We start from the raw sequence: 6422 nt of genomic DNA on the forward strand, positions 1-6422 counted from the left end.
ATGTATCTAAATAAATTTAATAAAAAATTCTATATTAAAGAGTTCTTTTTTGATAAAGAGTTTACAGAAGATGGCAAAGTCGAGTTTATTGTTAATGTAAAAATAGATTTTATGAATAATGATTTGAATACCTATCACCGTTTTTTAAATGAGGCTAAACTGTCAGCTTTAGCGATTGCTATACATTTTGCAATTATACGAAATGTTTCGGATAAACTGGAGAATAACAGTCTAAAACTTCTGATTTTAGATGATTTGTTTATCTCATTAGATATGAGCAATAGACTTAGTTTGATAACTCTACTAAAAGAGTATTTTAGTGATTTTCAAATCTTCTTTTTTACTCACGACAAAGCCCTCTTTGAAATCTTTAAAGACAAAATGAGTTGGAGAGCTTATGAGATATATGTAGATGAAAGTGATGAGGGTTATGAGATACCTTTCTTGAAAAAATCCAACACACTATTAGAACAAGCCAAACTACAAAAGTATAAAAAGAACTATGATTGTAGTGCTAATCTGCTTAGACAATATACAGAAAAACTATTGTGTAAGTTTTTACCAACAGACAGGCTTGTCAACAGAAACTGTAAGCAGTTAGACCTAAATGGGCTTTTGCAGAATGGTGTTAGATTTGAGAATGAGAAAGATGATACAAACCAAAATATCATTGCCGTATTGGAGGAGTTAAAAACATATAGAAGTATTGTTTTAAATCCTGCTTCGCATTATCATGATATTAATGTCTATAGAAGAGAGCTTGAAGATATAATTTTAAGCTTAAATAAGTTAGAGTACGAACTATGAACAAAACCGACGAACTAAGAGACATAAAACCCCTACTAGAGATACCAGACATGAGTTACTACCTCTATATCGGATTTCTGATTTTTATAGGACTTATATTGTTAGGAGTAATCTTTTTCCTAGCAAGAAAGTTCTGGCTAAATCGAAAAAAAGATATGAGAAAACTCTATTTCAAAAAGCTAAAAGAGGTCAACTGGGAGAGTCCAAAAGAGTCTGCCTATGCTGTAACTTATCTTGGCAGAGAGTTGTCTTTAGATGATAGAAGCAAGGATATTTATAGAGAACTTGTTCCTATGTTGGAGTCGTACAAATATAGAAAAGAGGTTCCCAAAGTGGATAGTGAAACTTTAAAACAGTATAATCTTTTGGTGCATGTGATAGATGAGTCAATTTAATTTTGAATATCCTTGGGTGTTTGCCCTGATATTGGTTTTTGTGGTCTGTGCCAAGTTTTGCAAGGTAAAGGGGCGAAGTATCTACTTCCCACACTTGGAATCTCTTTTGGTTAGTAGTAGGAGAAGTTCTCTTATCGTCATCTTGAAATGGCTTGGGATAATCACTGCAATAATAGCATTGGCTTCACCTGTGATTACCAAAGAGTATAGCAACTCCAAACGAGATGGGCGAGATATTGTTCTGATTATTGATGCTAGTGAGTCGATGAGACAGGCACGGTTTGATGTGAATAATATGAGAAAAAACAAGTTTGAGGTGGTCAAAGAAGTTGCTTCTGATTTTGTCTCTAAGAGAACCCAAGATAGGATTGGTCTTGTGACCTTTGCAGATATTGCATTTATCGCCTCGCCTCTTACTTTTGAGAAGAAGTTTTTGCAAGATATTATTGCAATGCAGAGGCTTGGTGTGGCAGGAAAACGAACAGCTATCAATGACTCTTTGGCTCAGACTTATAATATGTTGTCCAACTCTAAGGCTAAATCTAAGATTGCTATTTTGTTAACTGATGGGATAGATAATATGAGCAGAGTTCCACTAGCGGATATAAAAAGTTTGATAGAAAAAAGTCCTGTGAAACTCTATACCATTGGAATAGGAACCAATCAAGACTATGACGGTAGGTATCTCAAAGAGTTAGCAGATGCAGGAAAAGGTCAAGCGTATGGAGCAAGAAATGCAGAGATGTTGAGTCAGATATATGCAAAAATTGATGAGCTAGAGGCTAGTAAGATAGAGGATAAGAAGTTTGTGAAGCATACCTATCTTTATATTTTTCCACTCTTTATCTCTATTATTTCTCTTCTGTTGTTTATATATTTTAAGAATATGAGAGGTAAATCAGATTAATTTAGATATAATATTCCTACATATCGTAGTTAAACTATTAAAAAGGAGAGCTTGTAATGAAAAGTGTAAGTATACGAGATTTAAAAAATAATCCTGCGACAATGACAGCTCATTTAGAAGAAGGAAATTCTGTTTTTGTGACAAAACATGGAAAGCCAATAGGTGTTACTATAGCTTTGACTGACTCAATGGTTAATCAAAGTATTAAAGAGCTACTATTTTTTGACCTTTACAATAAAGGCGAAATCTCATTTGGGAAATTGGCTCAATTTCTTGATGTAAAAAAAGAGAAACTTCGTAAAATGTTTATAGCTTTAAATATGCCAACTATTGATTATGAACCATCTGATGTACTCGATGAGTTAAAGGTTTTTGAAAATCTATGAAGATAGTCATTGCAGATAGTTCTACTTTAATCACACTGTTAGATACAGAAAACTTCTCTTTTCTATTTAAACTTTTTGATGAGATGATAATTACAGATGAGGTTTATAATGAGATTACTTATAAATTTAATCATAAACAAAAAATAGATTACTATCTCTGTAGTAAAAAATTACAACTTCAATCTATAGAGCATGATGAACTATATGAAATGCTCATAAAAAGATTGGATGCAGGAGAATCTGAATCTATAGCCTTGGCTAAAAAGTTAGAACTTCCTTTAATTATAGATGAGCGAAAAGGTAGAAGTATGGCTAAATCTATAGGGGTTCCCATTATCGGTTTAGTTGGTATTATTTTGCAACTTTTAAAAAGTGATATTATTTTAAAAGAAAAAGCTATAGAGATTATAGAAGATATAGAAGCAAATGATTTTAGACTCTCTCAGGGTTTAAAAGATTTGATTTATAATTATTAGTAAAGGAGATTAATAGATAATGAGTTTTGTAAATCCCCAATTTTTTTGGGTTATGGTTATCCCTTTGGCTATCTTTACCTATCTGATTTTAACCCACAAAGACAATTTTTTGCAGATTTTTGATGAGAAAGTTCTGGCAAGGTTGAGTGCAGGTGATGACTCTCTGCCTTTGGTTATTCGTAATCTTATTATGATATTGGCTGTGTTCTTTATGATAGTTGCTATGGCTAGACCTGTTATCGACCACGGGGATAAAAAGGTAACACTAGAGGGGCTAAGTGCTGTGGTGGCACTAGATATATCAGGCTCTATGCGTTCAAAAGATATATATCCCAATAGGTTGGAGTTTGCCAAAAAGAAGATGGTCGCTCTGTTTGAGGAGATGCCAACGGATGAGCTAAGTGTTATCGCTTTTGCTCATAGTGCTTTTGTGTTGGCTCCATTTTCGTCTGATAAGGGGACACTCACACAGATAGTTGATGGAGTTACTGATGAGTATATCAATATGGCTTCCACAGATTTTAGAGCTTTAGGCAATTTTGCAGTTGATTTACTAGAGAAGAAAAAACCAAAGATTCTGATACTCTTTTCTGATGGTGGTGATAAAAAGGAGTTGGAGGAGTTTGCAGATATAATCAAGTCGGAAAATATTGCTCTCTATGTTGTGCTTGTTGGAACCAAAGAGGGTGCGCCTGTGATTGATGCAAAAGGGAAACCTATTAAAGATAGAGAGGGCAAGATTGCCATTACTCAACGAAATGATGGTTTGGGTGAAGTGGCTCTGGATAGTGATGGTGCATTTGTGGTGGCTAGTAGTGGAAGTGGTAGTATCAAAAAGCTTGTGGAGATTATAAAGTCTCACCATCAAAATAGGGAGCAGGGGGAGATTACGATTCATGATAGAGAGGAGTATTTCTATTATCCTCTTGGGATTGGGCTTCTGTTTTTGTTGATTGGGTTTAGCTCTCTGCCTCGAAGAGAAAATAGAATATAAAAATAAGGATACAAAATTGAAAATACTCTATTTAATATTACCTGTGGTACTATCTGCTGATATATTGCCTTTTCAGACTATAGATAAAGCAAATGAGGCTTATGAAAAAGGGGAGTATCGCAAGAGTGCAAAGCTCTTTAAATCACTGGAGAGAGATGACCCAGTTGTGGCGTATGATGAGGCTAATGCTCACTATAAGGCAGGGTCTTATGATAATGCCTTGGAGTCTTATAAAAAAGCAGAGGGGATAGATGAGGCTACTCGTAAGCATAATATGGGGAATGTTCATTTTAAAAAGGGTGATTTGGACTCTGCTATTGTCTCTTATGAAGAGGCTTTGAAGATTTGTGATGATGAGGATACAAGATTCAATCTTGAACTTGCAAAGAGGGAAAAAGAGGCAAAAAAGAAAAAAGAGCAAGAGAAGAAGAAGAACGAAGATAAAAAACAAGACGACAAAAAAGAGGATGGAAAGAAGAAAGAAGAGCAAAAAGATAAAGAGGATAAAAAAGAGCAAGATAAGAAAAAAGGTGAAGAGAAAGAGAAGTCAGATAAGAAGAAGTCCAATGAGCAACAGGCAGAGGATGCAGAGAAAAAAGAGGAGATGACACCTCAAGAGAAATTGACAAAAAAAGAGTTAAAACGATTGATGAAAAAACTAAATGAGAAGAAGATGCCAACAATGATGTATCAGACAAAACCAAATAAACAGGAGAGAGATAGTGAAACAAATCCTTGGTAGTATATTTCTGTTCTCTGCTCTGCTCAATGCAGGTACTGTAGAGGCACAAGTGGATAGTGATGAGGTTTTCCCTGGTGATAGTGTTGTTTTGACCATCTCGGTGGTGGGTGAGGATATCAAAAGTCTACCCAATATCTCTTCGGTTGGTGGTGTTCAGGTTATAAACTCTAGTCGTAGGAGTGGCTCCTCTTTTACTTCGGTCAATGGTAGAGCAAAGATGGAGGTGACGGAGTCTCTGATGTTGGAGTTTGTGCCAGAGCAAAATATGACGATTCCCTCTTTTCAGGTTAAGGTAGATGGAAAGGTCGAGTCTAGTGAGCCTATAGAGATAAGCGTCAATCAAGAGAAAAAGAGAACCGTAACATCAGAGAATTTTACTCTGGATATGGAGTTGAGTAAAACAGAGGCTTTTGTAGGTGAACCGATTATTGTTACTGTGAAGTTTAGGCAGAAGATGAATATCAATGTCTTGGATATTGAGTATCATCAACCCAAGTTCAAAGGTTTCTTTAGCAAGATGATAGGTAAGCAGAGGAATTACAATAAGGGGCAGTATACTTATATGGAACTTCGGTATCTCCTAATTGCAAAGCAGGATGGAGATGTGAGGCTCGACCCCGCTCGTGCGAAAATAGCAGTGAGTTCAGGGAGGAGAGGTTTATGGTTTTCAGACACAGCAAAATGGAGTAGTCTTATCTCTGCCTCTCCTCTAGTCAAGATAAAAAAACCTGATGGCGATTTTGATATTGTGGGGAGCTATAGTTTAGATGATAGTGTAGATAGCAAAGAGGTAGAGGCAAACAAGCCTGTTAATCTAAAGATTGTCTTACATGGTGAGGGTAGTTTGGATGATTATGAGGGTATGGAGTTTGACCTTGCAGGGGTGACTATCTATAGCGATGATGCAAAAATAGATAATAAGTTGGTTGGAAAAGAGTTGCGTAGTCGTTATACCAAACAGTTTGTTTTTATCTCTGACCATGATTTCACTATCCCCTCTCGGACTATTCGTGCCTATAACTATAAAACAGGAGAGATAAACGAGCTAAAGACAAAAGAGTATAAAATCAAAGTCAAAGGAGCCTCAAAAGAGTCTATCGCACCTGCTGTCTATACTAAAAATAAAGTGGATATAGATGATAGTAGTGAGCCAAAACAGAACTCTACTTATAGTGTAAATTGGAATGTACCCTCTTGGTTTATGCTTTTTGGGGCATTTATTTTGGGTATTGTTGCTACTATTGTGGGGCAGAGGTATCTTCCCTCTTTTGCTTTTGGTAAGTTTAGACCTAAATTCTCTATGAGTCGAGATGAAGCGTTGGATATTCTCTATCCTAAGATGGGAGAGAGTGCCGAGGTGGAGGAGATGGTACGAAAATTATACGATGCCAAACAGGGTAAAAAGGTCAATATTGATAAAGATGAATTGAAAAGATTGTTAGAGAAGTATCAACCTAAAGAGAGAAGGTAGTGCACCAATTCCGTTGATATAATTTTTCATTATAACAAAAGTCCAAAATCCAAAATATTAATCAAGAGACCAATAACAATATCATGCATTTTGATAGACTTAGAGAAACAGATAGTTTTTCGTGTAAGTCTATTAACTCTTGTTCTTAAAGTAAGATTTTTTCTCTCAATTGTTTGCGTATTTCTCTTTCCAATTTCATGCTTGTTTTCATCTAGGTTTTTACTGTATGAACACCAATTATCTG

8 protein-coding genes and 1 pseudogene are annotated in these 6422 nt (G+C 35.5%); 8 read left to right on the plus strand and 1 reads right to left on the minus strand.

Annotated elements, in window-relative coordinates:
- The 8 genes and pseudogenes from GSY74_RS05425 to GSY74_RS05460 form a co-directional block, all read left to right on the plus strand.
- A pseudogene (locus GSY74_RS05425) lies at positions 1-807 on the plus strand (recombinase RecF); the annotation flags it as partial.
- On the plus strand, positions 804-1202 hold the full coding sequence (locus GSY74_RS05430; protein WP_164664088.1) for a hypothetical protein: 399 nt from the start codon (positions 804-806) through the stop codon (positions 1200-1202). The pseudogene GSY74_RS05425 and the gene GSY74_RS05430, both read left to right, overlap by 4 nt.
- A complete protein-coding gene (locus GSY74_RS05435; protein WP_164664089.1) occupies positions 1189-2109 on the plus strand; it encodes a VWA domain-containing protein in 921 nt (306 codons plus the stop codon). The genes GSY74_RS05430 and GSY74_RS05435 overlap by 14 nt, the downstream gene beginning before the upstream one ends.
- Positions 2110-2165: 56 nt before the next feature.
- Complete coding sequence (locus tag GSY74_RS05440; RefSeq protein ID WP_164664090.1) at positions 2166-2495, plus strand: UPF0175 family protein; 330 nt, start codon at positions 2166-2168, stop codon at positions 2493-2495.
- Positions 2492-2971: a hypothetical protein gene (locus GSY74_RS05445; protein WP_164664091.1), complete on the plus strand. Its 480-nt coding sequence runs from the start codon at positions 2492-2494 to the stop codon at positions 2969-2971. Before GSY74_RS05440 ends, GSY74_RS05445 begins: the two co-directional genes overlap by 4 nt.
- 19 nt (positions 2972-2990) lie before the next feature.
- The gene (locus GSY74_RS05450) at positions 2991-3965 is read left to right on the plus strand and encodes a VWA domain-containing protein (protein ID WP_164664092.1); all 975 of its coding nucleotides are present in this window, start codon (positions 2991-2993) and stop codon (positions 3963-3965) included.
- Positions 3966-3981: 16 nt separating this feature from the next.
- Positions 3982-4707, plus strand: a complete 726-nt coding sequence (locus GSY74_RS05455) for a tetratricopeptide repeat protein (RefSeq protein WP_164664093.1) — start codon at positions 3982-3984, stop codon at positions 4705-4707.
- The gene (locus GSY74_RS05460; RefSeq protein ID WP_164664094.1) at positions 4688-6178 is read left to right on the plus strand and encodes a BatD family protein; all 1491 of its coding nucleotides are present in this window, start codon (positions 4688-4690) and stop codon (positions 6176-6178) included. Before GSY74_RS05455 ends, GSY74_RS05460 begins: the two co-directional genes overlap by 20 nt.
- A 29-nt stretch (positions 6179-6207) precedes the next feature.
- On the opposite strand, the gene GSY74_RS05465 is transcribed toward GSY74_RS05460, so the two are convergent.
- On the minus strand, positions 6208-6422 hold a 215-nt coding region (locus GSY74_RS05465; protein ID WP_223157473.1), incomplete at its 5' end, for an IS1 family transposase.

The organism is Sulfurovum sp. bin170 (genome assembly GCF_010892395.1).
In the GTDB taxonomy this organism is placed as follows: Bacteria; Campylobacterota; Campylobacteria; order Campylobacterales; family Sulfurovaceae; genus UBA1140.